This is a genomic window from Marinactinospora rubrisoli (genome assembly GCF_042664915.1).
GTDB classification, from domain to species: Bacteria; Actinomycetota; Actinomycetes; order Streptosporangiales; family Streptosporangiaceae; genus Marinitenerispora; species Marinitenerispora rubrisoli.
Genome location: NZ_JBHTBH010000002.1, coordinates 361,453 through 386,180 on the forward strand (window position 1 = coordinate 361,453; position 24,728 = coordinate 386,180).

The 24,728-nt window shown below is 73.5% G+C and carries 20 protein-coding genes; 6 read left to right on the top strand and 14 right to left on the bottom strand.

What is annotated here, in order from left to right; translation table 11 throughout:
• Positions 1 to 151: 151 nt before the first annotated feature.
• Both ACFQRF_RS05720 and metH read right to left on the bottom strand, forming a co-directional pair.
• Positions 152 to 850, bottom strand: coding sequence for an HAD family hydrolase (locus ACFQRF_RS05720; RefSeq protein ID WP_379869437.1), 699 nt, complete (start codon positions 848 to 850; stop codon positions 152 to 154).
• Positions 847 to 4,314: a methionine synthase gene (gene metH, locus ACFQRF_RS05725; protein WP_379869439.1), complete on the bottom strand. Its 3,468-nt coding sequence runs from the start codon at positions 4,312 to 4,314 to the stop codon at positions 847 to 849. Before metH ends, ACFQRF_RS05720 begins: the two co-directional genes overlap by 4 nt.
• 547 nt (positions 4,315 to 4,861) lie before the next feature.
• Between metH and ACFQRF_RS05730 the strand changes: the two genes are divergently transcribed.
• A complete protein-coding gene (locus ACFQRF_RS05730; RefSeq protein WP_379869440.1) occupies positions 4,862 to 5,707 on the top strand; it encodes a PAC2 family protein in 846 nt (281 codons plus the stop codon).
• 195 nt (positions 5,708 to 5,902) lie between these two features.
• Here the strand turns inward: ACFQRF_RS05730 and ACFQRF_RS05735 are convergent, their stop codons facing one another.
• The 3 genes from ACFQRF_RS05735 to ACFQRF_RS05745 form a co-directional block, all read right to left on the bottom strand.
• Positions 5,903 to 6,319 carry an ABATE domain-containing protein gene (locus ACFQRF_RS05735; RefSeq protein ID WP_379869442.1) on the bottom strand — a complete coding sequence of 139 codons (417 nt, stop codon included), beginning with the start codon at positions 6,317 to 6,319 and terminating at the stop codon, positions 5,903 to 5,905.
• An 82-nt stretch (positions 6,320 to 6,401) separates the two neighbouring features.
• Positions 6,402 to 7,646 carry a cysteine--1-D-myo-inosityl 2-amino-2-deoxy-alpha-D-glucopyranoside ligase gene (mshC, locus tag ACFQRF_RS05740; protein WP_379869443.1) on the bottom strand — a complete coding sequence of 415 codons (1,245 nt, stop codon included), beginning with the start codon at positions 7,644 to 7,646 and terminating at the stop codon, positions 6,402 to 6,404.
• 90 nt (positions 7,647 to 7,736) lie between these two features.
• Entirely contained in the window at positions 7,737 to 7,988 is a 252-nt protein-coding gene (locus tag ACFQRF_RS05745; protein WP_379869444.1) for a hypothetical protein, read from the bottom strand.
• Positions 7,989 to 8,350: 362 nt separating this feature from the next.
• On the opposite strand from ACFQRF_RS05745, the gene ACFQRF_RS05750 reads away from it, so the two are divergent.
• Positions 8,351 to 10,909, top strand: coding sequence for an HAD-IC family P-type ATPase (locus ACFQRF_RS05750; protein ID WP_379869445.1), 2,559 nt, complete (start codon positions 8,351 to 8,353; stop codon positions 10,907 to 10,909).
• A gap of 77 nt (positions 10,910 to 10,986) precedes the next feature.
• On the opposite strand, the gene ACFQRF_RS05755 is transcribed toward ACFQRF_RS05750, so the two are convergent.
• The 5 genes from ACFQRF_RS05755 to ACFQRF_RS05775 form a co-directional block, all read right to left on the bottom strand.
• Positions 10,987 to 11,730 (bottom strand): SCO1664 family protein, encoded by a 744-nt coding sequence (locus tag ACFQRF_RS05755; RefSeq protein WP_379869447.1) that lies wholly within the window; start codon positions 11,728 to 11,730, stop codon positions 10,987 to 10,989.
• A gap of 171 nt (positions 11,731 to 11,901) precedes the next feature.
• Positions 11,902 to 12,480: a DUF3090 domain-containing protein gene (locus ACFQRF_RS05760; protein WP_379869449.1), complete on the bottom strand. Its 579-nt coding sequence runs from the start codon at positions 12,478 to 12,480 to the stop codon at positions 11,902 to 11,904.
• Positions 12,481 to 12,498: 18 nt separating this feature from the next.
• Complete coding sequence (locus ACFQRF_RS05765; protein ID WP_379869450.1) at positions 12,499 to 13,218, bottom strand: MSMEG_4193 family putative phosphomutase; 720 nt, start codon at positions 13,216 to 13,218, stop codon at positions 12,499 to 12,501.
• On the bottom strand, positions 13,215 to 13,784 hold the full coding sequence (locus ACFQRF_RS05770; RefSeq protein ID WP_379869451.1) for a hypothetical protein: 570 nt from the start codon (positions 13,782 to 13,784) through the stop codon (positions 13,215 to 13,217). The genes ACFQRF_RS05765 and ACFQRF_RS05770 overlap by 4 nt, the downstream gene beginning before the upstream one ends.
• A 53-nt stretch (positions 13,785 to 13,837) precedes the next feature.
• Positions 13,838 to 15,016: an undecaprenyl-diphosphate phosphatase gene (locus tag ACFQRF_RS05775; RefSeq protein WP_379869453.1), complete on the bottom strand. Its 1,179-nt coding sequence runs from the start codon at positions 15,014 to 15,016 to the stop codon at positions 13,838 to 13,840.
• Between the two features lie 383 nt (positions 15,017 to 15,399).
• On the opposite strand from ACFQRF_RS05775, the gene ACFQRF_RS05780 reads away from it, so the two are divergent.
• The gene (locus ACFQRF_RS05780) at positions 15,400 to 16,359 is read left to right on the top strand and encodes an aldo/keto reductase (protein ID WP_379869454.1); all 960 of its coding nucleotides are present in this window, start codon (positions 15,400 to 15,402) and stop codon (positions 16,357 to 16,359) included.
• Positions 16,360 to 16,616: 257 nt separating this feature from the next.
• Positions 16,617 to 18,422 (top strand): helix-hairpin-helix domain-containing protein, encoded by a 1,806-nt coding sequence (locus ACFQRF_RS05785; protein ID WP_379869455.1) that lies wholly within the window; start codon positions 16,617 to 16,619, stop codon positions 18,420 to 18,422.
• Between the two features lie 140 nt (positions 18,423 to 18,562).
• Here ACFQRF_RS05785 and ACFQRF_RS05790 read toward each other — a convergent pair whose 3' ends face one another.
• The 4 genes from ACFQRF_RS05790 to fabG all read right to left on the bottom strand — a co-directional run bounded on the left by ACFQRF_RS05790 (position 18,563) and on the right by fabG (position 21,493).
• A complete protein-coding gene (locus ACFQRF_RS05790; protein ID WP_379869456.1) occupies positions 18,563 to 18,952 on the bottom strand; it encodes a hypothetical protein in 390 nt (129 codons plus the stop codon).
• 131 nt (positions 18,953 to 19,083) lie between these two features.
• Complete coding sequence (locus tag ACFQRF_RS05795; RefSeq protein ID WP_379869457.1) at positions 19,084 to 19,845, bottom strand: SDR family NAD(P)-dependent oxidoreductase; 762 nt, start codon at positions 19,843 to 19,845, stop codon at positions 19,084 to 19,086.
• 109 nt (positions 19,846 to 19,954) lie between these two features.
• Positions 19,955 to 20,719, bottom strand: coding sequence for an enoyl-ACP reductase FabI (fabI, locus tag ACFQRF_RS05800; RefSeq protein WP_379869459.1), 765 nt, complete (start codon positions 20,717 to 20,719; stop codon positions 19,955 to 19,957).
• A 69-nt stretch (positions 20,720 to 20,788) separates the two neighbouring features.
• Entirely contained in the window at positions 20,789 to 21,493 is a 705-nt protein-coding gene (gene fabG, locus ACFQRF_RS05805; RefSeq protein ID WP_379869461.1) for a 3-oxoacyl-[acyl-carrier-protein] reductase, read from the bottom strand.
• Positions 21,494 to 21,834: 341 nt separating this feature from the next.
• On the opposite strand from fabG, the gene ACFQRF_RS05810 reads away from it, so the two are divergent.
• Both ACFQRF_RS05810 and ACFQRF_RS05815 read left to right on the top strand, forming a co-directional pair.
• Positions 21,835 to 23,505, top strand: coding sequence for an NAD-dependent malic enzyme (locus ACFQRF_RS05810; RefSeq protein ID WP_379869462.1), 1,671 nt, complete (start codon positions 21,835 to 21,837; stop codon positions 23,503 to 23,505).
• A gap of 105 nt (positions 23,506 to 23,610) precedes the next feature.
• A complete protein-coding gene (locus tag ACFQRF_RS05815) occupies positions 23,611 to 24,696 on the top strand; it encodes a hypothetical protein (protein ID WP_379869464.1) in 1,086 nt (361 codons plus the stop codon).
• The last annotated feature ends 32 nt before the right edge of the window (positions 24,697 to 24,728 follow it).

The window sequence follows — 24,728 nt, forward strand, 5'->3', positions numbered from 1 at the left end:
TGTGGCCGAATTGTGGCTAAAAACCGATAAACCCGAAATTCTGGACATGGCGGCGCCGCCCTGCTCAGGAGCGGTCCGGCGGCGGGGACCGGCGGCGCCTCCTCCGCCGGTCCCGGTTCCGCGCCGGCCCGGGTCCTCCGGCGGCCGGGTCTCAGCCCGCGCCGTGCGCCACCGCGGTGGCGCGCAGCCACTCCACGTCCAGGCCGACCAGCGAGTCGACCACCACCCGCCGCTCCGCCGGCCCGATCGGCAGCAGGTGCGGAACGGCCACCGTGACGCACCCGGCCGCCTGCGCCGAGGCGACGCCGGTGGGCGAGTCCTCCAGGGCGACGCACCCGGCCGGGTCGACGCCGAGCAGCCGGGCGGCGGTCAGGTAGGGCTCCGGATGCGGCTTGTTGTGCGCGACCTCGTCGCCGGCGACGGTCACGTCGAAGTGCTCGGCGCCGATCGCGGTAATGGAGACCTCCAGCAGCGGCCGGTGCGTGGAGGTCACCAGCGCCGTGGGCAGCCCGGAACGGCGCACCTCCGTGAGCAGTTCCTTGGCGCCCGGACGCGGCTCCGGCCCGGCGGCGAGCCGCCGCCGCATCACCGTGGCGAGCATCCGCATGACCTCCGGCACCGGCACGTCCGTCCGGGTGACCCGCACCAGGTACTCGGCGGCCGCGCGCGCCGAACCGCCGACGTTGGCGTCGCGGTCGGCCGCCGTCCACCGGCCGCCGAGGGACTCCGCCACCTCGGCCTCGGTGGCCATCCACATGTCCTCGGTGTCGATGAGCGTGCCGTCGAGATCGAACAGCACCGCCTGCGGGCCGCGGGGCGCCGCGGCCGTGGAGCCACCGGTTGCGGTCATGCGTTGAAGTATTTCGCCTCCGGGTGATGGATGATGATCGCGTCGGTGGCCTGTTCGGGAACGAGTTGGAACTCTTCGGACAACGTGACGCCGACGCGCTCGGGAGCCAGCAGGTCCACGATCTTGGCGCGGTCCTCCAGGTTCGGGCAGGCACCGTAGCCGAGCGAGAAACGCGCTCCCCGGTAACCGAGCTTGAAGAACGCGTCGAGGTCCGCGGGGTCCTCTCCGGCGAAGCCCAGCTCCGCCCGGACCCGGGTGTGCCAGTACTCGGCCAGCGCCTCGGTGAGCTGGACCGACAGGCCGTGCAGCTCCAGGTAGTCGCGGTAGGCGTTGCGCTCGAACAGCTCCTGGGTCGCGCGGCTGATCGCGCCGCCGACCGTCACCACCTGCAGGCCCACGACGTCGAGCTCCCCCGACTCCTTCGGGCGGAAGAAGTCGGCCAGGCACAGGTGCCGGTCGCGGCGCTGCCGCGGGAAGGTGAACCGGGTGCGCTCCGCGCCCCGCTCGTCCAGGACGACGAGGTCGTCGCCATCGCTGTAGCACGGGAAGTAGCCGTACACCACGGCCGCCTCCAGCAGGCCGTCGGTCTGGATGCGGTCCAGCCACATCCGCAGCCGCGGCCGCCCCTCGGTCTCGACCAGCTCCTCGTAGCCGGGGCCACCGCCGCGCGACGCCTTCAGGCCCCACTGCCCCATGAACGTGGCGCGCTCGTCGAGGAAGGCGGCGTAGTCGGCGAGCGGGATGCCCTTGCTGATCCGGTCGCCCCAGAACGGCGGGACCGGCACCGGGTTGTCGACGGCGACGTCGCTGCGCGCCGGCATGTCCTCCGGCTCGGTGACGGTCAGCTTCGCCCCCGTGCGCACCCGGCGCTGCCGCAGCGGCGGAAGCTCGGCGCCCTCGACGCCGCGCTTGACCGCCATGAACGCGTCCATCAGCCGCAGCCCCTCGAAGGCGTCGCGCGCATAGCGCACCTGACCGTCGAACACCTCGGCGAGGTCCTGCTCCACGTAAGAGCGGGTGAGCGCCGCGCCGCCGAGCAGCACCGGGTAGCGGCCGGCGATCCCCCGGGAGTTCATCTCCTGGAGGTTCTCCTTCATCACCACCGTGGACTTGACCAGCAGGCCGGACATCCCGATGACGTCGGCGTGCCGCTCCTCCGCCGCCTCCAGGATCGCCGTCACCGGCTGCTTGATCCCGAGGTTGACGACCTCGTAGCCGTTGTTGGACAGGATGATGTCGACCAGGTTCTTGCCGATGTCGTGCACGTCGCCCTTGACGGTGGCGAGCACGATGCGGCCCTTGCCCTCGTCGTCGCTCTTCTCCATGTGCGGTTCGAGGTGCGCGACGGCGGACTTCATGACCTCGGCGGACTTCAGCACGAACGGCAACTGCATCTCGCCGGAGCCGAACAGGTCGCCGACGACCTTCATCCCGGCCAGCAGGGTGTCGTTGACGATCTCCAGGGCCGGGCGCTCGGTCAGCGCCTCGTCCAGATCGGCCTCCAGGCCCACGCGCTCACCGTCGATGATGCGGCGCTCCAGCCGCTCCCACAGCGGCAGCGCGGCCAGTTCCTCGGCGCGGCTCGCCTTCAGCTGCTGGGCGTCCACGCCCTCGAACAGTTCGAGGAACCGCTTCAGCGGGTCGTACTCGCCGTCCCGCCGGTCGTACACCATGTCGAGGGCGACCCGGCGCTGCTCCTCCGGGATGCGGGTCATCGGCAGGATCTTGGACGCGTGCACGATCGCGGAGTCCAGCCCGGCCTCCACGCACTCGTGCAGGAAGACGGAGTTCAGCACGATGCGGGCGGCGGGGTTGAGCCCGAAGGAGACGTTGGAGACGCCGAGGGTGGTCTGTACGTCCGGGTACCGGCTCTTCAGGCCGCGGATGGCCTCGATGGTCTCCAGGGCGTCGCGCCGTGACTCCTCCAGCCCGGTGCCGATGGTGAAGGTCAGGCAGTCGACGATGATGTCCTCGACGCGCATGTCCCACCGGTCGACCAGCGCCTCGATGGTGCGGGTGGCGATGGCGATCTTGCGCTCCGCGGTGCGGGCCTGGCCCTCCTCGTCGATGGCCATGACGACGACCGCGGCGCCGTGCTCCTTGACCAGCGGCATGATCCGGTTGAACCGCGAGTCGGGGCCGTCGCCGTCCTCGAAGTTCACGGAGTTGATGACGGCCCGGCCGCCGACCGCCTCCAGGCCGGCCCGCAGCACGTCGGGCTCGGTGGAGTCCAGCACCAGGGGCAGGGTGGAGGCGGTGGCCAGCCGCGAGGCGAGTTCGGTCATGTCGCGGGTGCCGTCGCGGCCGACGTAGTCGACGCACAGGTCGAGCAGGTGCGCGCCGTCGCGGATCTGGTCCCGGGCGATCTCCACGCAGTCGTCGTAGCGTTCCTCGATCATCGCCTCGCGGAACGCCTTGGACCCGTTGGCGTTGGTGCGCTCGCCGATGGCCAGGTAGCTGGCGTCCTGGCGGAACGGCACGCTCTGGTACAGCGAGGCGGCGGCGGCCTCGCCGCGCGGCCGCCGGTCACGGACGCCGCGTCCGGCGACCCGCTCCACGACCTGGCGCAGATGCTCGGGCGTGGTGCCACAGCAGCCGCCGGCCAGCGAGATGCCGAACTCGGTGGTGAAGGAGTCGTGCGCGTCGGCGAGCTCGCCCGGGCTGAGCGGGTAGACCGCGCCGTCGGCGCCCAGCTCGGGCAGGCCCGCGTTGGGCATGCAGGAGATGGGCACCCGCGCGTGCTGCGACAGGTAGCGCAGGTGCTCGCTCATCTCGGCCGGGCCGGTGGCGCAGTTCAGGCCGATCATGTCGATGCCGAGCGGCTCCAGGGCGGTCAGCGCCGCGCCGATCTCGGAGCCGAGCAGCATGGTGCCGGTCGTCTCGATGGTCACCTGGGCGATCACCGGAACGTCCACGCCGGCGGCCTCGCGGGCGCGCCGGGCGGCGATGACGGCCGCCTTGGTCTGCAGCAGGTCCTGGCAGGTCTCGATGAGGATCGCGTCGGCACCACCGGCGATCAGGCCCTCCGCGCAGCGCTGGTAGTAGTCGCGCAGCGTGGCGAACGGCGCGTGCCCGAGGGTGGGGAGCTTGGTGCCGGGGCCGACCGAACCGAGCACGTAGCGGGGGTGGCCGGCGGTGCTGTACTCGTCGGCCGCCTCCCGGGCCAGCCGGGCGCCCGCCTCGGCGAGCTCGTGGGTGCGCTCGGGGATCCCGTACTCCCCGAGCGCGCTGAAGTTGGCGCCGAAGGTGTTGGTCTCGACACAGTCGACCCCGACGTCGAGGAAGGCGGCGTGCGTCGCGCGCACGACGTCGGGCCGGGTCACGTTGAGGATCTCGTTACAGCCCTCGTGCCCTTCGAAGTCGTCCAGGCCGAGGTCGTGGGCCTGGAGCATCGTGCCCATGGCGCCGTCGGCGACGATGACGCGCTGGGCTAGGGCTTCCCGGAAGGAGAGTCGAGAACTCATGACCCTTAACTGTAGTAATGGCACACCGGTGCCTTGCTCAAGGACCGGTAGCAACGCGGGACGGGAGCGGGCGCCGCCGTGCGGCGGTGAACACCGTATCCCCGCGCACGGCGCCGGCGCCGAACAGCGCGACCGCGGGGCGGTGAACGCCACATGAACGGTGCGGACCCGGCCGCACGCCGGCGATAGGCCGGACGGCGCCGCCGCGCGGGGCCTGGGACCGGAGGTCCCGGACGTGGGCGGAACAACCGGACGGGCCGGGGTGTTGCATCGTTCGTGACACGCTCCGGCAGCGCCCCCACCAGTCATGGCAGTGGAGTGCCCGACACTTGGGCATCGCCCCCTGCACCGCGCAGTGCGGACGGCATAGGGTGGTGCCAGTCCGGCCGAGCCCGGTTCGGTCCCGGCGGCGGCGGATCCCAACGGATCCCGACAAGTATCTGTCGCCCCGGGCCCCGAACGTGGTAGGGCTGGAGTTCGCGTCAGTTGTTGGTGATGTCGACCGGATGGCCGCGGCGCCGGAGTCCGGAATGTGAGGAGGCGGCCTGTGCGAGAGCTCGACAGCGTTCCGGAGCTGGTCGAGCCCGTCATGGTGGCCGCGTTCGAGGGCTGGAATGACGCTGGCGAGGCGGCCAGTTCGGTCATCGAACACCTGGCCACGGTCTGGGACACCGACGAACTGCTGGCGCTGGAACCCGACGACTACTACGACTTCCAGGTGTCGCGCCCGCGCGTGGAGATGGTGGACGGCGAGAACCGCGGTATCACCTGGCCCACCACGCGGGTGTCCGTGGCGCGCCCGCCGGGCGCCCGTGGCGACGTCGTCCTGGTGCGCGGCACCGAGCCGAACATGCGGTGGCGCGGTTTCTGCGCCGACCTGCTGGCCGTGGCCCGCGAACTCGGCGTGCGCAGGGTGATCCTGCTGGGTGCGCTGCTGGCCGACTCCCCGCACACCCGTCCGGTGCCGGTCGCCAGCGTGGTGTCGCCGCCCGAACTGCGCCGCACGCTCGGCCTGGAGCCGACCAACTACGAGGGGCCCACCGGCATCGTCGGCGTGCTGCAGGACGTGTTCGGCGCGGCCGGCCTGGAGACCATCTCGCTGTGGGCGGCCGTTCCGCACTACGTGGCGCAGCCGCCGTGCCCCAAGGGCACGCTGTCGCTGCTGCGCCGGGTGGAGGACATCCTCGACCTGACGATCCCGTTCGGCGACCTGCCCGAGGAGGCCCGCGCCTGGGAGCGCGGGGTGGACGAACTCGCCTCGGAGGACTCCGACATCGCCAGCTACGTCCGTAGTCTGGAGGAGGCCAAGGACGCCACCGAACTCCCGGAGGCGAGCGGCGAGGCCATCGCCCGCGAGTTCGAGCGGTACCTGAAGCGGCGCGGGCACGGTTAGCGGGCCGCCGGTCCCCGGTCGGCCGGTACCGGCCGCACCCGGGCGCGTGGCCCCGGCGCCCGTCCCACGCGGGCCGGCCACCGCGCCGTCCCCCGTGTGCGGGCCGATGCGGGTGGAGCGGGCACCCGTCACCTGAATCACGGACGCACGGGCCGGGGCCTGCGCCGCGACCGGCGGCGTCGGCCGGCCCACCGATCACACCGTGATGCCGCGCCACTCTCCCGTGGCCAGGACCACCGCCCAGGCGGCGGCGATGCGGGCGAGCCCACGGCGGACCTCGTCGACGACCGCGGGCTGCAACGGCGACGGCGCGGAGTCGCCGGGCGCGAGGCGGACCGTCATGCGCAGACCGTCGAGCACCCGCTGGCCGCGCGCCAGGACGTCGGGGTCGGCGGTGGCCCCCGCGGCGGAGGCGAGTTGGGCGCGTACGGCGTCGCGCAACGCGACCGCCTCGTCGAAGTCGGCCAGGGTGATCGGGATCGCCCCTTCGGTGACGAGCCGGTGCTCGCGAAGGAAGCGGGCGAGGTCGGCACGGTCGCCGAGCGTGTCTCCGGTGCGCGCGAAGGCGTGGATCAACGCGGCCGCGCCGCTCTGAGTCGTGGGGGTTGTCATGCCCCTATCTCACCACGCTCCGCGGCGCCGCATGACACTTCGTGGTGGCCGGCCCCGGCGCGGCGCGCCGGGGCCGGGCGCGTCACGGACGGCCGAGGTCGACGCCCAGCAGGGTGTCCACGAGGTCGCGCATGAGCGCGGGCGCGGCGGCGTCTCCGGCTCCTTCGGGCCCGGCGAGCGCCCGGGCCGCCCAGTCGTCCACGGCCGCCAGCGCGGCCGGGCTGTCCAGATCGGCGGCGAGCGCGCCGCGTACGCGCTCCAGCAGCGGCATGGCGTCGGGACCGGCGGGCAGCGCCGCCGCGGCCCGCCAGCGGGCCAGCCGCTCGCTCGCGGCGGGCAGTTCGCCGGCGGTCCAGTCCCAGGCGGTGCGGTAGTGGTGGTCCAGCAGCGCGAGGCGGATCGCCATCGGGTCGGCGCCCTCGGCGCGCAGCCCGGAGACGAAGACCAGGTTGCCGAGCGACTTCGACATCTTCTCGCCGTCGAGGCCGACCATGGCGACGTGCGCGTAGCCGAGCGCCTGGGGCCCGTCGGTGCCGCTGGCGCAGCGCGCCTCGCACGCCCCCATCTCGTGGTGCGGGAAGACGAGGTCGTCCCCGCCGCCGTTGAGGTCGAACCCCATGCCGAGCTCGCGCAGCGAGATGGCGCTGCACTCGACGTGCCAGCCGGGGCGGCCGCGCCCGAGCGAGCTGTCCCAGGCGGGCTCTCCCGGCCGCTCGGCCCGCCACAGCAGCCAGTCCAGGGGGTCCTTCTTGCCCGGCCGCTGGGGGTCGCCGCCGCGCTCACCGAAGAGCCGCAGCATCTCCTCGCGGTCCAGCCCGCTCACCGAGCCGAATCCGGGCGCGTCGGCGGCGGAGAAGTACACGTCGCCGTCCAGGTCGTAGCAGGAGCCGCGCGCCCGGATGCGCTCGATGAACTCCACGATCAGGTCGATGGACTCCACGACGCCCACGTAGGCGCGCGGCGGGAGGACCCGCAGCGCCGTCATGTCGTCGCGGAACACCTGGATCTCGCGCTCGGCGAGCTCGCGCCAGTCGACGCGGTCGCGGGCGGCGCGCTCCAGCAGCGGGTCGTCGATGTCGGTGGTGTTCTGCACGTAGTCGACCTGGTGGCCGGCGTCCCGCCAGACCCGGTTGACCAGGTCGAACGCCAGGTAGGTGAAGGCGTGCCCGAGGTGGGCGGCGTCGTAGGGGGTGATGCCGCAGACGTACATCCGCGCGGTCGGCCCGGGCGACGTGGGGCGCAGGGTTCCGGAGACGGTGTCGTGGAGGCGGAGCCGCTGCCCGTTTCCGGGCAGGCGGACGATGTCGGGCGCAGGCCAAGAACGCATACCTCAGAGCCTATCCGCCGGGCCTCGCCGCTCCCCCGCGCCCCGGGGCGTGACCAGGCAGGTCCGCGCCCGGCCGGCGGCCCTGGGCGCTCACGGAGCGCCGCGGCCGGCCGGCCGGGTGATCATGCGCACGCTGAACAGCACGGCCACCCCGCAGAGCACCGCGAGGGCGTGGTTCCCCGACCGCCAGTGCAGCGGCACGGCGGCGAGCGCGACCACGTACAGCAGCCAGTACGACGCCGCCGCCCAGTTTCCGGGGCCGCGGGCGCGCCCGCCGGCCGCCGCCTCGGCCGCCGCGTCCCGGCCGGCGCGGCGGGATCGCCATCGTCGTCGCAGCGGCACGCCCAACTCGCCCCTCTTCCGTCTCCTGCGGCACTTAGGTGGACGGTCCACCCGGCAGCATCCGCCGTCCCTGTTCCGGTCGCTCCATAGACGTTCTCCATGCTCACCGGGTTTACCTGGCGCCGCGCCACCGGCCGGGCGGGCCGGTGCGGAAGGCCCACCGTGGCGCGGTGGTGCCGGCCCCCGGACGACGCGGGCGCCCGCCCCACCGCGCGCGGCGCGCGGTTTCTCATAGGCTCGTGCTGCGCGCCGAATTCCCTCGTGACCTCTTGGGGGCGTCCCGCCCACCCGCCGGACGGTGGACGACCGGGGCCGCGGCGACCCGCTGGACCGCCCGACGACACAGGAGACGGAGAGCCCCGATGGCCCAGGAGCGCGGAGAGGGATCACGCGGCACGCTCACCGCGGACGTGCGCGGCCTGACCGCCGAGGAGGTGGCCGAGCGCGTCGCCGCCGGCCGCACGAACGACGTTCCGGTCCGGGCCGCCCGCACGGTCGGCCAGATCGTCCGCGCCAACCTCTTCACCCGCATCAACGCGATGATCGCCGTGCTGTTCGGGATCATCGCCGTCATCGGCCCCCTTCAGGACGGCCTGTTCGCGCTGGTCATCGTGTTCAACACGCTGATCGGCATCGTGCAGGAGCTGCGCGCCAAGCGCACGCTGGACCGGCTCGCGATCGTCAACGCCGCGCGCCCGCGCGTGGTGCGCGACGGCACGGTGGCCCCGATCGCCACCCAGGAGGTGGTGCTGGACGACGTCCTGGAGTTCGCCCAGGGCGACCAGGCGGTGGTGGACGGCGTGGTGATCGACTCGTCCGGGCTGGAGGTGGACGAGTCGCTGCTCACCGGAGAGGCCGACCCGGTGGTGAAGCGGCCGGGCGACCGCATCATGTCCGGCAGCTTCGCGGTGGCCGGCAGCGGCCGGTTCCGCGCCACGCGCGTGGGGCGGGAGGCGTACGCGGCGCGGCTCGCGGAGGAGGCGAGCCGCTTCACCCTGGTCGACTCCGAACTCCGCTCCGGGATGAACCGCGTCCTGCGGTTCATCACCTGGATGCTGTTCCCGACGGGCGCGCTGCTCATCTACAGCCAGCTCTACCTCGGCGGGCACGTCACCGACTCGGTGTCCCTGGGCGGCAACGTCTCGGGACCGCTCGCCGACGCGCTGCGCGGCACGGTGGCCGCCCTGGTGTCGATGGTGCCCGAGGGGCTGGTGCTGCTCATCAGCATCGCCTACGCGGTCGGCGTCGTGCGGCTGGGCCGGCGCGGCTGCCTCGTGCAGGAGCTGCCGGCGATCGAGGGGCTGGCCCGGGTGGACGTGGTGTGCACCGACAAGACCGGCACGCTCACGGAGAACGGCATGCGGGTGGCCGAGGTGCGCGAGCTGCCGCGTGCCGGAGGGCGGCGCGGCCCGGTGGGCGCCGGCCGTGAGCCCGCGGCGGCCGAAGTGCTGGCGGCGCTGGCCGCCGCCGATCCGCGGCCGAACGCGAGCATGGCGGCGATCGGCGAGCGGTTCCCCGAACCACCGTCCTGGCCGGTCACGGCGGTCGCACCGTTCTCCTCCGCCCGCAAGTGGAGCGGAGCCGGTTTCGCGACGCCGGACGGGCCGGTGTACTGGGTGCTGGGCGCGCCCGACGTGCTGGGCGGCCCGGGCGACCCCGTGACCGCCGAGGCCACGCGGATCGGCGAGCGCGGCCTGCGCGTGCTGCTGCTCGGCCGCGCGGCCGGTCCGCTGACCGGTCCGGACGCCCCCCAAGAGCCGGGTGCTGTCGAGCCGGTGGCGCTGGTGGTGCTCGACCAGCGTGTCCGCGCCGACGCCGCGGACACGCTGCGCTACTTCGCCGGTCAGGACGTCGAGGTGAAGGTAGTCTCCGGCGACAACGCCGCCTCGGTGGGCGCCGTGGCCCGCGACCTCGGCCTGCCAGAGGCGCACGCCCCCGTGGACGCCCGCGACCTGCCGGACGCCCCCGACGCGCTCGCCGACCGGGTGCGGCGGGCCACCGTGTTCGGCCGGGTCTCCCCCGAGCGCAAACGCGAGATGGTCCGCGGGCTGCGCTCGCGCGGGCACACGGTCGCGATGACCGGCGACGGCGTGAACGACGTCCTGGCGCTGAAGGAGGCCGATATCGGCGTCGCCATGGGCTCGGGCAGCCCGGCGGCGCGCGCGGTGGCCCAGATCGTGCTGCTGGACAACCGGTTCGCCACCCTGCCGCACGTGGTCGCGGAAGGCCGCCGGGTGATCGGCAACATCGAGCGGGTCGCCAACCTGTTCCTCACCAAGACCGTGTACTCGATGACGATGGTCACCATCGTCGGGCTGCTCGGGGTCGCCTACCCCTTCTTCCCCCGGCACGCCACCCTGATCAACGCGCTCACCTTCGGCATCCCCTCGTTCTTCCTGGCACTGGCGCCCAACGGCGAGCGGGCCCGGCCGGGGTTCGTCCGGCGGACGCTGCGGCTCGCGATCCCGGCCGGCATCATCAGCGGGCTGGCGGCCGTGACGAGCTACCTGCTGGCCCTGGACGGCGCGGCCGCTCCGGACCTGGTCGACCGGACGGCTCCCGTCATCACGCTGTGCGCGACGACGCTGTGGGTGCTGCTGCTGGTCGCCCGCCCCTACGTGTGGTGGAAGGTGGTCCTGGTCGCCGGCATGGCGGGCACCCTGCTGACCGTCCTGCTCACCCCGGCCGGCCGCTCGTTCTTCGCCCTGGACGTCAGCGACCCGGCCACGGTGACCACCGCGCTGGTGGTGGCGGCGGGTGCCGCCGTGCTCATCACCGTGGTACGGGCCGTGGAGGACAGGTGGTCCCGGCGGGCGGTGCGGCGACCCGCCCGCCCCGGCCGGGGAGCGCGGGACGGGCGGAGGATCCGCGACGCTCAGAACCCGCCGGCGACCCCCACCGAGGAGTGGACCTCGGGGTAGCCGCTGCGCAGCAGGAGCTGCAGCATCACGATCGGTGCGACGAACTTGGCCACGAACACGGCCAGGAGCACCAGCGCTCAGATCGGCGGCCACGGCAGTGCCGGCCAGTCCGGGGAGGGAAAGGGGTGCACGCCGTGCGTGCGGAGCAGCTCCACACGGCGGCGGGTGGCGTAACGCTCGGGAGCGGTGAGGTGGCGGGCCAGGGTCCGGGAGAGTTCGCTGTCCGGGCGGGCCAGCTGGTCGAGCAGCGCGTCCAGGCGGGTGACGGCATCGGACGGCAGCGGCTCGCCCTGCCACTGCCACAGCACCGTGCGCAGCTTGTACTCCTCGCCGAACGAGACGCCGTGGTCGCAGCCGTAGACGTGCCCGCCGACGACCGGCAGCAGGTGGCCGATCTTGCGGTCGGAGTTGTTGATGATCGCGTCGAAGACCGCCATGCGCCGCAGGCCGGCGTGCTCCCGTTCCCGGGACAGCGCGACCAGGTCCACGGTGGGGTCGCCGTCGATCCAGAGCTGGCACATGCCCTCGCCGAACGGGCCGTCGCGGTGCACCGTCGGCGGGACGACGTCCCAGCCCAGGGCGTCGGAGACCGCGAAGGCCGCGACCTCCCGGCCGGCCAGCGTGCCGTCCGGGAAGTCCCACAGCGGGCGCTCGCCCGCGACCGGCTTGTACACGCACGCGGCGCTGTCGGCCCCGGTCTCCACCGTGCAGTACAACGTGGCGTTCGACGCGTCCGCCAGCCGCCCGACGACCGTGAGTTCTCCGGTGCGCAGCAGCTCCAGGGCGTCGGTCACGGTGCGACCGTCGAACGACGCGGTCATCACACCCCCTCGCATCCGCCGGCGGCCGGACGCCGGCCGCCGCGGTGACTCCCTGTCCATGGTGGCCCATGCCGCCCGGGCCGCCATCCCCGCGGCGTGGCCGACCCGGGACAGTCTGTCCGTTCCCCGCCGGGCTGTACAGGGCGGGCCGCCGCCCCCGGCGGCCGGACGTCAGAAAACGTGCGGTTTGTAGCCGTTCTGGCGCGGGCACACGTGACCGCCCGGGTCCAGGGGCTGCCCGCACAGCGGACAGTTCGGGCGGCCGGCGGCGACCACGCGCATGGCGCGGTTGGCGAAGGCGCGGGCGGCGCCCGGCGTGAGATGCACGCGCAGCACGTCGCGGGTGGCGGGCGCCTCCTCGGCGAAGACCTCGATCTCCTCCTCCTGCGGCTCCTCCTCGCCGCCCGGCTCCTCCACCTGCTGGGCCTCGATGATGACCCGGGCGGCCTCGGCGTCCCAGGCGAGCGCCAGGGTCCCGACCCGGAAGTCCTCCTCGATCGGCTGCTCCAGCGGCGCGTCATCGACGGCGTCGGACGTGATCACGTCGCCCGCCAGCTCTCCGAAGCGCTGCCGGACTTCGTCGAGCAGCTCCTCGACCCGTTCGGCGAGCGCGGCGACCTGGGCCTTCTCCAGGACGACGCTGGTGATCCGGCCGCCGCCGGAGGCCTGCAGGAAGAAGGTGCGCTCCCCCGGCTGGCCGACGGTGCCGGCCACGAACCGCTCGGGAGGATCGTATTGGAACACGGGCATGGCTAGCACCCTAGAGGATCAAGGAACAACGTGCGATTCACCGGCGGGAACGGCCCCCGCTCCCCCGCCGACGACGGCGTCACCGGAGGTCTCGGCCGAGGGCGCGAGGCCGTCGATCGAGCCGCCGACGTCGTTGCTGCGCAGCACGAAGGGCCGCGTTTCGGTGTAGCGGATGGCGGTCACCGAACACGGGTCGGCGGTCACGCGCTGGAACTGGTCCAGGTGCAGCCCGAGGGCGTCGGCGACGATCGCCTTGATCACGTCGCCGTGGCTGCACACGAGGTAGACGGGCTGCGCGTGGCCGGCGAGCAGCCGGGTGTTCCAGTCGCGGACCGCGCCGACCGCCCGGTGCGCGGTCTCGGCCAGGCCCTCACCGCCGGGGAAGCGCGCGGCGCTGGGGTGCTGCTGCACCACGCGCCACATCGGCTCCTCGGCGAGTTCCTTGAGCGTGCGGCCGGTCCACTCACCGTAGTCGCACTCGCTGAAGCGGTCGTCGATGACCGGGGCGGGCGCGTCGGGGTTCGCCCCGGCGATGGCCTCGGCGGTCTCCCGGCACCGTTCGAGCGGGCTGGTGACGATGGCGGCGAGGTCGAGGGGGGCCAGCCGCCTGGCGACCGCGGCGGCCTGTGCCCGGCCGCGGTCGTCCAGGTGCACGCCGGGCGTCCGGCCGGCCAGCGAGCCACCGGTGAGCGGGGTGAGCCCGTGCCGGACCAGGAGGAGGGTGACGGTGCCGCTCATCGTTTCCTGCCTTTGTGGACGAGACCGTTCCAGAGGTACGAGTGGTCTCCGTTCCGCTCCAGACGCACGCGGAACTCCTCGATCCTGGCTCGCGTGGGCAACGCCAGGAGCGGCATGGCCACCAGGCTGATGGCCGCGCCGAGCAGGACGGGCGCGAGGCTGGGTTCGAACGCGAACGAGGAGATCATGCCGAAGAGGGTGGCGACCTGGCACAAGGCGAGCCGGACCATCGTGGCCGACTCGAACCGCGCCACGGCCTTGCGGGCCGTGCCCTGCGGCGTACGGGCCGGCTCGATCGGGGCGACTCGCGGCAGCCACACCGCCGCCGTGACGGCGAGCAGCCCCGCGACCGCCGGCACCGCCAGTCCGGCCGGGCTCCAGTCGAAGACCGGGCCGTGCACGGCGCCGAGGACCGCGACGAGGAAGAGCACACTGAACAGCATCGACAGGCTGATGCCGCGCAGCGTCCCGAGCGGGCGGCCGTTACCGAGTTCGCGCAGGAAGCCGGGGTCCGCTTCTGGACCGAGCGGAACACCGGAGGGCGGCTGCGCCGCGTGGGTGTCCATGGTGGCTCACCCTACAAGCGCGCGCCGCCGCCCTCCAGCGTTCGCGGTTCCGGCTACTGGCCGGGGATGGCCTGCCCGGTACCCGGCTCGCCGACGCCCTGCTGGGCGGGGTCCTGTTCGGCCGTGGCGGGCTGGAGCGGCTGCCCGGTGGCGGGGTCGAGGTACTGCCCCGTGACGGGGTCCTGTTCCAGCGGCAGCCCGGTGGCGGGGTCCAGGTACTGGCCGGTGTTCGGATCCTGCTGCAGCGGCAGGCCGGTCGCCGGATCGACCGGCTGGCCGGTGACCGGGTCCACGGCGATGGCCGGCGACGGGCTCGGCGAGGGCTCCGGGCTGGGCTCGGCCGACGGCGTGGGCTCGGGCTCCTCCTGCTGCGAGCTGGACACCTCGCTGGACTGCTCGATCTGGGCGCCGGACTCCGGCTGCAGCACGCCGAAGCTCACCAGGGCGAGGATCACGATGCCGAGCGCGACGCGGTAGTACACGAACGGCATGAAGCTGTTAGTGGAGATGAAGCGCATGAACCAGGCGATGACGGCATATCCCACGGCGAAGGCCACGAGCGTCCCGACCAGGGTGGCGCCCCAGCCCGCGTACTCGTTGCCGCCGATGTCCTTGAGCTTGTAGACGCCGGAGGCGAAGACCGCGGGCATGGCCAGCAGGAAGGCGTAACGGGCCGCCGCCTCGCGCTTGAAGCCGAGCAGCATGCCGCCGGTGACGGTGGCGCCGGAGCGGGACACGCCGGGGATGAGCGCGAGCATCTGGAAGAGGCCGTAGATGAGGCCGCGCTGCGTGTTGAGGTCGGTCAGTTCCCGGTGCTTGCGCGTCGCGCGGTCCACGATGCCCAGCAGCACGCCGAAGACGATCAGGGTGAGGGCGATCAGCCGCAGGTCACGGAACGGTTCGGCGATCTGCTCCTCGAAGAGCAGGCCGGCCACGCCGATGGGGATGCTGCCCACGATGATGTACCAGCCGAGCCGGGCGTCGGTCTGCCGGCGCAGCTCCTTTTTCACCAGGGAGCGGCACCAGGTGCTGATGATGTTCCAGACGTCCTTGCGGAAGTAGATGAGGACGGCCAGCTCGGTGCCGATCTGGCTGACGGCGGTGAACGCGGCGCCGGGGTCCGGCCAGCCGGAGAAGGCGGCGACGATCCGGAGATGGCCGCTGGAGGAGATCGGCAGAAACTCGGTCAGTCCCTGGACAAGTCCAAGGATGATGGCCTCGAAGATGGACACGGCGGAATCGGCTCCTGGTCGGGTTCCGTATCGACGTACGCGGGCGGACGCGCGAGGGCGGGCGGGCACCGCACACTCCGGGGCCGGAGCGGGGCGCACGGGGGTGGCCGCGGCCGGCCGGGGGTCTGCGCCGTCGGCGAACCGCCGCCGGGCGCCACGGCCGAGCCGGCTCCCGCACGGATTCTCCCCCACGGCCACGGGTGCCCGAAGCCTACTGCCCGCTCGCGCCACCCGGCAGCCGCACCCGTGTTTCCCGCTCCACGTGGACGGGGGGCGCCCGCCGTTCGTCGCCGTCGTGTTCACGCGGCGGCCGCCCGGCGGTCACCGGCGATTCCCACCTCGTCCCCGCCGTCCCGGCACCGCGAGACGGTACTCTCCGCGCCATGGAACAGCGACAGCTGGGTGGGTCGGGTCTGTGGGTGTCCCGCACGGCCCTGGGCACCATGACCTGGGGCAAGGACATCGAGGAAGAGGAGGCCGCGGACCAGCTCGCGGCGTTCGTGGACGCCGGCGGCACGCTCCTCGACACGGCGGACATCTACACGGGCGGACACAGCGAGCGCATCGTCGGGCGGCTGCTGCGGAGCGTCGTCCGCCGCGATGATGTGATCATCGCCACCAAGGTCGGCCACACTCCGGAGGGACACCGGCGCGGTGACACCTCGCGCCGGCACCTCCTGGCCTCGCTGGACGCGTCCCTGCGGCGGATGCAGGTCGACCACATCGACCTGTGGCAGCTGCACCTGTACGACCCCGACACCCCGGCCGAGGAGACGCTCGCCGCGCTGGACACGGCGGTGTCGTCCGGACGGGTGCGCTACGTGGGGGTGGGCGACTTCGCGGGCTGGCAGCTGGCGAAGTACGCGACCTGGCAGCGGGCCGGAGTGTCGCTCGGGCGGGTGCCCATCGTCTCGGTGGGCCGCGAGTACTCACTGCTGAACCGGCACGTGGAACGCGAGCTGCTTCCGGCCGCGGCCGACTGCGGTGCCGGTCTGCTCGCCTGGTCGCCGCTGGGCCGGGGCGTGCTGACCGGCAAGTACCGCAACGGCGTGCCCGGCGACTCCCGCGGGGCGCTGCCGCACATGGCCTCCTACGTGGAGCCGTACTTCGACGAGCGCAGCCGCCGTGTGGTGGAGTCGGTGTGCACGGCCGCGGAGGGCCTGGGGGTGTCCCCGCTGGCGGTGGCGTTCAGCTGGGTGCGCGACCAGCCGCACGTCGCGGCGGCCACGGTCGGTCCCCGCACCTCCGCGCAGCTCGGCGAGATCCTGGCGACCGAGGGCGTCGTGCTGCCCCGGGAGATCCGGGACGCGCTGACCGACGCGTCGGCGCCGACGGCGCGCTAGGGCCTGTTCGCCGCCGCCGGCGCGGGACGGTCTCGGTCGGCTCGGGGGACGCCCGGTGCCCGGGCCGCCATAGCGCGGCATCTCCCCCGGCCATCGGCACGCCCGCGCGGGGTCGCGCTCGCGTGGTTTCCCCAGGCCCGCGGAGAGTGCGGGCGGCCGCCGGATGATCCTCGCTAAGCTCACCCACGGGCGGGGCGCGCCGGCACGCCGCCGCCCCCATGTGCCACCGAGCAGGCCGGCTCCGGAGAGGTCCTCTCGTGTCTGAAGCGTCGCCGTCCCCGTCCTCCGCCCCCGGGGCGCAGCCGGAAGGTGACGCCGGGCCCGCCGGCCGGCTGCGCGCCGTGCTCGCGCGGATGGGCGCCCCGGAACGGCTCGTGGAGCCGCTGCTCGCCGCGCTGGGTCCGCGCGCGGCCGAAGAACTCGCCGACGATCCCTGGCGGCTGCTCACGCTTCCGGGCGCCACCCTCCAGCAGGCCGATCACTGCGCGCGGCGGTTGCTCGGCGACGCCGCTTCGCCCGGCGACCCGCGGCGGGGCCGGGCGGTGGTGGGGCACCTGCTGCGCCGCGCCGCGCGTGACGGCCACACCGCCATCGAGGAGACGCGGCTCGCCGGGGTGCTGCGTTCCATGGGCGTGCGCTCGCCCGAGGACGCCATGACGGCCGCGCTGGACGACGGCGACGTGCTCGCCTTCGAGGTGTTCCCCGACTCCGGGGCGGAGGACTTCACCGGCGACGAGGCGCCCGAGATGCCGGAACCGGACCGCCACTACGGGCTGGCCCGGGTCGGGCTGGCCGAGCAGGACCTCGGCGAGGGGCTGGTCCGGCTGCTCGCCACCAGCGAGCCGATCATGGACTCCGCGACGGCGCGCGAGACCGTGGAGGCGCTCGGCGCACGCCTGGGGGTGGAGATCGCGCCGGAGACCGCCGCCGCGCTCGTGACGCTGGCGCTGCGCGGGGTCTGCGTGCTCACGCACGGCCCGGCGGCCACGGCCGCGGTCGGCCAGGTGGTCGCCGGGGCCGCGGCGATCGCGGCGGACAGCGAGGTCGGTGTCGCGGTGACCGCCCCCACGGCGCGGGCCGCCGAGGCGGTCCGCGCGATGGTGCCCGGCGACGGCGTGCCGGTGCGGTCGCTGGCACGGCTGCTGGAGACGGGCGCGGGCGGCGGGCACGGACGCGGCGCGGAGCGGCCGATCGAGGCGGGCCTGGTGGTGGTCGTCGGCGCCATGGCGCTGGACGTCGAGCAGGCGGCGGCGCTGGTGGACGCCTGCGCCGACGGCACCCACCTCGTGCTGCTCGCCGACCCGGCTCTGGCGCCGTCGGCGCTGCCCGGGCAGGTGGCCGCGGACCTGGCCGCCTCGGGCACCGCGGCGGTGGCCGCGCTCCCGGACGACCCCGATCCCGGCCCGGTCGCGCGGCTGGCCGCCGCGGTGGCCGGCGGCGAACTGGCCCAGGTGGCCGCTCCCGGCCGCGAGGTCGTGGTGGTCCCGGCGGAATCGGCGGGCGAGGCGGTCCACCGCGCGGTCCAGCTGATCGCCGACTCCATTCCGCGCGCGCTGGGCATCGCCGCCGACGAGGTGCAGATCGTCACCGCCACCCGCGGCGGCGAGGCGGGAGCCGACGCGCTGAACGCCGCATGCAAGGCGCGGCTCAACCCCGGTCCGGGCGCGTGGCACGGCTTCGATCCGGGCGACCGCGTCCTGTTCGCCACCGTCGGCCCCGGCCACCTGGCGGGCGAGGCCGGCCGGCTCCAGGAGACGGGCGAGGACGGCGCGGTGGTGGAGCTGGCCGACGGAACGACGGTGCCGGTACCCGCGCCGGGCACCCTCCGGCACGGCTGGGCGATGACGATCGCCGCGGCCAACGGAACCACCTGGCCGGCCGTGGTGGCGGTGCTTCCCCCCGAGGTGCGCTGGTCGCGGCCGCAGGTCTACACGGCGGTGACCCGCGCCGAGCGCCACCTGTCGATCGTGCACGCGGCCGGACCCGCGCTGGCGCAGGGAGTCCGGGAGGTCGCCACCGTCACGCGGTACACCCGGCTGGTGGACGTGCTGCGGGAGGGGTGACGGCTCGACTTCATGTCATTGCTGTGCCATTATAAATCCGTGCGCGGCAGTAGCCGCGTAAAGTGAACCCGGCAGCCTTCCGGACGGTTGGTGAGCCGGGTTTCGCGTTGGATATCGGACTTTATTCGGCTGCGATTCGGTCAGCGACCGGCAGCGTCCAATTGCTGAACGCGCTGAAATGAGATTCCCAGGAGCCAGGCGGCGTCCCGCACGGACACTCCAGCATGACGAAGGCTGATGACCACGGCCGACTGGACTCGTTCGTAATCGGCGCGTGCAGCCTCCAAACGATCGCGCATTTCCGCAAATCGGTCCATAGCCTCGGTGTTATCGCTGCCGATAGCCTCGCCCCAGTGCCAAACAATGCCGAACGAGTCCGGATCCGTATCGGTCAGACAAGAGATGACGTCTCGCACCTCCACGTCGAGCTTGGCCAGAGTTCGAGTCGCGGTCGCGCCGCCCCGCAACCCTTCAACGATGGCAACCCATTGCCGGTCCTCGCGTATGACCTTCACGTCATAGGTCATCACTTGTCGAGCCACCCCGTTCCGAAGATCGGTTCCAGAGCCTCATCAATTGCCCGATACGTCTATCAATTTAAGCGAGCAACCGGCTAATCGGCTGAACGAAACGGAAATCCGTATCCCCGCCGGTCACGGCACTAAACCCGGTCCAGGAACCCCCCGTCCACGACCAGGTTCGCCCCCGTGATGAAGCTCGCCGCCGGGCTGGCGAGGAAGACCACCGCGCGCGCCACCTCCTCCGGCCGGCCGAGGCGGCCGGAGGGGATACGGGACCGGATGGCCTGGTAGAAGTCCGGCTGCCGCTCCCGGCGGCGGGCCCAGCCGCCGCCCTCGAACTCGATGGGGCCCGGCGACACCGTGTTGACCCGGATGCCCTTCTCCGGCAGCGTGCGCGCGAGCGCGGCCACGTGGTGGTTCACGGCCGCCTTGATCGCGCCGTAGGCGCCCGGGCCGGACGGCGCGGTGACGTGCAGGGCGGAGGTGGTGGAGATCGCCACGATCGCACCGCCGCGGGAGGAGGCCGCCAGGTGCGGCTCGGCCTGTTCGGTCAGCCGGACCAGCGGCAGCAGGTCCGTGGCGAAGTTGCGCTCCCACTGGTCCGGCGTGGTGCTGCTGCCGCCGGAGACATTGGAGACCACCACGTCCAGCCCGCCCAGTTCGCGCGCGGCACGGTCGACGAAACCGCGCAGCCCGGCTTCGTCGGCGACGTCCACCGGTTCGGCCAGCACCCGGCGTCCGGTGGCCCGCAGCTCCTCGGCGGCGCGTTCCAGCGGTTCGGCGGTGCGCGCACAGACGGCGAGGTCCGCCCCCTCCTCGGCGAAGGTCTGCGCGATCGCCCGGCCGATGCCGCGGCTCGCCCCGGTGACGATGACCCTGGCTCCGTCGAGTCCGAGGTCCATGTGCGGTCCCTGCCTCTCTCTGTTCACAGTCAAAGCCCGGCGGCGCGGCGCCGGGCGAGCAAAGGGCGCCCACGTCGTCACGACGGGGCGCCCAAGGGCCGGCTCCGGGTCAGGCGCCCATTGCGTGGAAGCCGCCGTCGACGTGCACGAGCTCCCCCGTGGTGGCCGGGAACCAGTCGGAGAGCAGCGCCACGACGGCGCGCGCCGCCGGCTCGGGGTCGCTCATGTCCCAGCCGAGCGGCGCCCGCTGCGGCCACTCCTTGGCCAGCTCGCCGAAGCCGGGGATGCTGCGCGCGGCCATCGTGCTCAGCGGCCCGGCGGAGACCAGGTTCACCCGGACCCGCTGCTCGCCCAGGTAGCGGGCGAGGTAGCGGGAGGTCGCCTCCAGGCCGGCCTTGGCGACGCCCATCCAGTCGTAGACCGGGTAGGCGACGGTGGCGTCGAAGTCCATGGCCACGACCGAGCCGCCGTCCTTCATGAGCGGCAGCACAGCCATGGTGAGGGCCTTGAGCGAGTAGGCCGAGGTGTGCATGGCGGTGGCGACGTCCTCCCACTTGGTGTTGAGGAAGTTGCCGCCGAGCGCGTCCTGCGGGGTGAACCCGATCGAGTGCACGATGCCGTCGATGCCGTCGACGTGCTCACGGATCCGGTCGGCCAGGCTGTCCAGGTGCCCGGTGTCGGTCACGTCCAGCTCCAGCACCGGCGGCGCCTCCGGCAGCCGCTTGGCGATCCGCTCGACCAGGCTGAGCCGGCCGTAGCCGGTGAGCACGACCGTGGCGCCCTGCTCCTGGCAGAGCCGGGCGACGTGGTAGGCGATCGAGCTGTCGGTGATCACCCCGGTGACGAGGATGCGCTTGCCGTCGAGAATTCCCATGGAGTCTTTCGTCCTTGTTGCTAGAGGAGTGGCCGGTGCCGGAGCTGCCCGCGATGGGGAGCGCGGTGACTAGTGCCCCATGCCCAGTCCGCCGTCGACGGGGATCACCGCGCCGGTGATGTAGGCGGCGGAGTCGCTGGCGAGGAAGCCGACCGTCTTGGCGATCTCGTCCACCGAGCCGTACCGGCCCAGCGGCACGTTCTTCTTGATCTCGGCCTGCCGCTCCTCCGGCAGCACCGCCGTCATGTCGGTCTCGATGAAGCCGGGGGCGACCACGTTGACGGTGATGTTGCGGGAGCCGAGCTCCCGGGCGAGCGAACGAGCGAAGCCGACCAGGCCGGCCTTGGAGGCGGCGTAGTTGGCCTGGCCGCCGGAGCCGAGCAGGCCGACCACCGAGGAGATGAGGATGATGCGGCCGTTGCGCTTGCGCATCATGCCGCGCACCGCGCGCTTGGCCACCCGGAAGGAGCCGGTGAGGTTGGTGTCGAGGACGGAGGTGAAGTCGTCCTCGCTCATCAGGGCGAGCAGCTGGTCCTTGGTGATGCCGGCGTTGGCGACCAGCACCTCGACGGGGCCGTGCTCCTCCTCGACCTGCTTGAAGGCGACGTCGACCTGGGCGGAGTCGGTGATGTCGCAGTGCACGCCGAGCAGCCCCTCCGGCGGCTCCCCGGACCGGTACGTGACGGCGACGGCGTCGCCGCCCCGCTGGAGTTCACGGGCGATGGCCAGACCGATCCCCCGGCTGCCGCCGGTGACCAGTGCCGAGCGGGACATAAGGGCACCTCCGAAGTCGCTGCGGCGCAGCGAAGATCATGTGGACCATGTGGACCGCTCAGCAGGGTATCGAGCTACCAGCGGGTACCTCGAACCGAGGCGGTGCCCGGCGCGGCCGGCGGCACGTCGCGGCCACGGCTGACGGCGGTTTTGCGGCCGCTTTGCCATGCCGTCGCCGGGCGGCGGGGACACCAGGGCGCGCGGACCGGACACACCGGTGCCCGCGCACAACGTCCCGACGGCCGGACCCGTCCCACCGGGAGGCAGCCGTGTCAGCGCACAGCCGAGTCGCATCACCGAGCCGCGCGGGCCGGAACCACCGGCCGGGCGCGGATGGCACAGTGCACACCTCGGCCCGCGGGCTGGAGGTCATCCGCGACCCGCTCCTCAACAAGGGCAGCGCGTTCACCGCCGAGGAGCGCGCCGAGCTGGATCTGGCGGGGCTGCTGCCGCCGGCGGTCACCAGCCTCGACGTGCAGGCGGGCCGCGCCTACGAGCAGTACCTTCAGCAGCCCGGCGACCTGCTCCGCAATGTCTATCTGACCGGGCTGCGGGACCGCAACGAGGTGCTCTTCCACCGCCTGCTGGCCGATCACCTGCCCGAGATGCTGCCGGTGGTCTACGACCCCACCATCGGCGAGGCGATCAAGCGGTACAGCCACGAGTACCGGCGGCCGCGCGGGCTCTACCTGTCGGTCGACGATCCGGAGGGCGTGGAACCGGCGTTCCGGCATCTCGGGCCGGGCGCCGACGATGTGGACCTGGTGGTGGCGTCCGATGGCGAGATGATCCTCGGCATCGGCGATTGGGGGGTCGGCGGCGGCAGCGACATCGCGGTGGGCAAACTCGCCGTCTACACCGCGGCGGCCGGGATCGACCCCGCCCGGGTGATCCCCGTCGCACTGGACGTGGGAACGGACAACCGCGACCTGCTCGACGACCCGCGCTATCTCGGTCTGCGGCACCCGCGGGTCCGGGGCCGGCGCTATGACGACTTCGTCGACCGCTTCGTCGCGACGGTGAGCGGTAGGTTCCCCCACGCCGTGCTGCACTGGGAGGACTTCGGGCCGTCGAACGGCCGGCGCCTCCTGGAGCGCTACGCCGATCGGCTCCCGACCTTCAACGACGATCTCCAGGGCACCGGCGCGATCGTGCTCGCGGCCGTGCTGAGCGCCGTCCGGATCTCGGGCACGCCACTGCGCGAACAGCGCGTCGTCGTCTTCGGCGCCGGCACGGCCGGGGTCGGGATCGCCGACCAGCTCCGGGACGCGATGGTCCGCGATGGTCTGGACCGCGCGGCCGCGACCCGCCGGATCTGGGCGGTCGACCGGCAGGGACTGCTGAGCGACGACATGCCGGACCTGCGGGACTATCAGGAGTGCTATGCCCGGCCGGCGTCGGAGGTGCGCGAGGAGTTCGGGGACGGCGCCGCCGAGGGCGTCGGTCTCGCCGGGGTCGTCGCCCGGGTGCGCCCGACGGTCCTCGTCGGCACCTCCACCGCCACCGGCGCGTTCACCGAGGAGATCGTGCGGGAGATGGCGTCGCACGTCGACCGGCCGGTGATCCTGCCGCTCTCCAACCCGACGGAGCGCATCGAGGCGATGCCGGCCGATCTGGTGCGCTGGACCGGCGGGCGTGCCCTGGTCGCCGCCGGTATCCCGGTGGACCCGGTCGAGCACGGCGGCGTCACCTACACGATCGGCCAGGCGAACAACGCCCTGCTGTACCCGGGCCTCGGCCTGGGCGCGGTGGTGGCCCGCGCGCGGCGGATCGACGCCGCCATGCTGCGCGCCGCCGCCGAGGCGGTCGCGGGTCTGACGGACGTGGGCCGTCCCGGCGCCGCGCTACTGCCGGCGGTCCGGGATCTGCGCGCGACGTCCGCGGCGGTGGCCGCCCGGGTCGCCGAGCGGGCCGTCCGGGAGGGTGTGGCGCGGGCCGGCCTCGGCGACCCGGCCCGCCGGGTGCGCGAGGCGATGTGGGAGCCGGAGTATCCCCGGGTGCGGGCGGTCTGACGGAACCCGTGGTCTCCTCCATCGCCGGTGTGGCGGTCCGCGGTCCGCTGCGCCGGACTCGTGCCGTCGTGTCGGGCGCGGGGTGCGGAAGGGCGCGGTGGATCGGTGGAGATCGCGGAGCTCGTCCTGGAGTACGTCCGTGTACTGGTGTGGCCGGTGGTCGTGCTGGTGCTCGCCTTCCTGCTCCGGGACCGGTTGCGGGAACTCCTGACTCGCCTGACGTCCGCGGAGGCGCTGGGAGCGCGCGCGGAGTTCGCGGTGAGCGCGGCCCTGGCGGACGAGGCGATCGAGGGGCTGGCGCGGGCGGAGGCCGACGAGACGGATCTGTGGGACCTGATCGACGCGGTCTCCGGAGATGACGCCGGGGCGGCCGGCACCGGCACCGCGACGGCGCTGGGCGGGCCGAAGCCGGAGCCGGTCCGGCGGCGCCGGACGCCACCGCCGCCGGTTCCGGTTCCGCCTCCGCCCTTCGTGGCCGCTCCACCCAGCCGGGAGGCGCCCGGCGCGGACGGCGGGGGCGATGGCCCGGCCGCCGCACCACCGGACGGGGAGCCGGTCGGTGCCGGCCCGGTCCCGCCGCCTCCCCGGCCGGTTCCGGAGGCCCGGTGGACGCGGTCCCGGGTCACCGCGGCGCTGAACGTCCTCGACAAGACGGACGCCGAGTTGCGGCGGATCGCGGCGACAGGGACGGACGACCCCACCCGGAGGATTCTGGCCGCATGCGGGGTCCTGGAGGGCGGAGCGGCGTTGATCACCGACGCACTGGTGGGGAGCCGTTTCGCTTTCGCGTCCGCGGAAACCGAGCCGCTCACCGAAACGGCGAAACTGCTGGCCCTGCTCCCCGGACCGTCGGCGGCGCACCGCGGTGCGCTGAGTGAGTTCCGCCGTCAGCTCGCTCGGCAGGCGGCGACGGCTCTGACCGGTTCCTTCACGCCGAGCGTGTCCGACGCCGCCTCCTTCGTCCGGCGGCTGCGGCAGCTCCTCGGCTACGTGCGTTCCGAAATCCCGTCGTTCGGGTCCCCCGGAAGCGACGTCGGCCGGTCACCCGGCTCATCCGCGGCCCCACCGGCGGCGCCGGGCGGTGGTGCCGTACCGCCGGGCGCCGAAGGCCCGAGGGCGGGCGACACACGACCCAGTGTCGCCCGCCCTCGGTTGCGGCGTCGTCGCGGTGGGAGCCGCCTGCGGCGATGACCTCCCCTTGTCAGCTCTCCCCGGACCGTTCC

Bases quoted from the DNA above. Each gene is read 5' to 3' on its own strand.
- ACFQRF_RS05760 (WP_379869449.1), bottom strand. From the start codon at position 12,480: ATGCCCGTGTTCCAATACGATCCTCCCGAGCGGTTCGTGGCCGGCACC.
- ACFQRF_RS05755 (WP_379869447.1), bottom strand. From the start codon at position 11,730: ATGACCGCGTCGTTCGACGGTCGCACCGTGACCGACGCCCTGGAGCTG.
- fabI (WP_379869459.1), bottom strand. From the start codon at position 20,719: ATGGGAATTCTCGACGGCAAGCGCATCCTCGTCACCGGGGTGATCACC.
- ACFQRF_RS05765 (WP_379869450.1), bottom strand. From the start codon at position 13,218: ATGAGCGGCACCGTCACCCTCCTCCTGGTCCGGCACGGGCTCACCCCG.
- ACFQRF_RS05750 (WP_379869445.1), top strand. From the start codon at position 8,351: ATGGCCCAGGAGCGCGGAGAGGGATCACGCGGCACGCTCACCGCGGAC.
- ACFQRF_RS05770 (WP_379869451.1), bottom strand. From the start codon at position 13,784: ATGGACACCCACGCGGCGCAGCCGCCCTCCGGTGTTCCGCTCGGTCCA.
- mshC (WP_379869443.1), bottom strand. From the start codon at position 7,646: ATGCGTTCTTGGCCTGCGCCCGACATCGTCCGCCTGCCCGGAAACGGG.
- metH (WP_379869439.1), bottom strand. From the start codon at position 4,314: ATGAGTTCTCGACTCTCCTTCCGGGAAGCCCTAGCCCAGCGCGTCATC.
- ACFQRF_RS05720 (WP_379869437.1), bottom strand. From the start codon at position 850: ATGACCGCAACCGGTGGCTCCACGGCCGCGGCGCCCCGCGGCCCGCAG.
- ACFQRF_RS05795 (WP_379869457.1), bottom strand. From the start codon at position 19,845: ATGGACCTCGGACTCGACGGAGCCAGGGTCATCGTCACCGGGGCGAGC.
- ACFQRF_RS05735 (WP_379869442.1), bottom strand. From the start codon at position 6,319: ATGACAACCCCCACGACTCAGAGCGGCGCGGCCGCGTTGATCCACGCC.
- fabG (WP_379869461.1), bottom strand. From the start codon at position 21,493: ATGTCCCGCTCGGCACTGGTCACCGGCGGCAGCCGGGGGATCGGTCTG.
- ACFQRF_RS05780 (WP_379869454.1), top strand. From the start codon at position 15,400: ATGGAACAGCGACAGCTGGGTGGGTCGGGTCTGTGGGTGTCCCGCACG.